The sequence below is a fragment of the Gordonibacter pamelaeae 7-10-1-b genome, assembly GCF_000210055.1.
Lineage (GTDB): Bacteria > Actinomycetota > Coriobacteriia > Coriobacteriales > Eggerthellaceae > Gordonibacter > Gordonibacter pamelaeae.
Map to the genome: position 1 here is coordinate 67,609 of NC_021021.1, position 1,007 is coordinate 68,615.

1 protein-coding gene is annotated in these 1,007 nt (G+C 68.3%); it reads left to right on the top strand.

Annotated features, from left to right (window positions below):
• Window positions 1-1,007: preprotein translocase subunit SecA (locus tag GPA_RS00305; protein WP_041239863.1), on the top strand; the 1,007-nt coding region annotated here is incomplete at both ends.

Here is a 1,007-nt window from a genome sequence, read left to right on the forward strand (position 1 = left end):
AGGCGAAGCGCGTGTGCGCCGCCGAGCACGACCAGGTCATAGCCGCCGGCGGCCTCACCGTCATCGGCACCGAGCGCCACGAGTCGCGCCGTATCGACAACCAGCTGCGCGGCCGCGCCGGCCGCCAGGGCGACCCGGGCACCACGCAGTTCTACCTGTCGCTCGAGGACGACCTCATGCGCCTGTTCGGCGGCAACCGCATGGACTCCATCGGGCGTATGATGGAGAAGACCGACATGCCCGACGACATGCCCATCCAGGCCGGCATGGTGTCGAAGGCCATCGAGAGCGCGCAGCGCCAGGTGGAGAGCATGCACTTCTCCGCCCGTAAGAACGTGCTGGAGTACGACGACGTCATGAACCTGCAGCGCGCCGCCATCTACGGCGAGCGCAACGCCATCCTGGACGGCAAGGACCTCTCCGAGCGCATCCCCGAGATCGTGCGCGACGCGGCCGAGGCCGTGGTTGCGGAGAACTGCCCCGACAAGGCGCCTTCCGACGACTGGGACGTGAGGCCTGTGGAGACGTGGGCCGCCAACATGACGGGCCGCGACGACTTCAAGGTGGCCGGCGTCGACCACGAGGACGATCCGGGCCTTCTGGCCGACGCGCTCGTGGAGTACCTGGACGGCGTGTACGCCGAGAAGGCCGAGCAGCTGGGCGAGCCGGTCATGAAGATGCTGGAGAGCCAGGTCATGCTCCGCATCATCGACACGCGCTGGATGGCCCACCTCCAGGAGATGGACTACCTCAAGTCCGGCATCGGGCTGCGCGCGTTCGGCCAGCGCGACCCGCTCGTGGAGTACAAGAACGAGGCCTACAACGCCTTCCAGAACCTCACGTCGTCCATGTACGAGGACTACCTGCGCACGCTGCTGCGCCTGCAGGTTGCCGTGCAGCAGGCCCCGCAGCTCGCCGAGGAGAAGAGCCCGCTCGACGGCAAGGTGAGCTACTCGTCGCCCGAGCAGGCGCTCGAGCAGACGGGCGTGGCCGCCGCACGCCGCTCC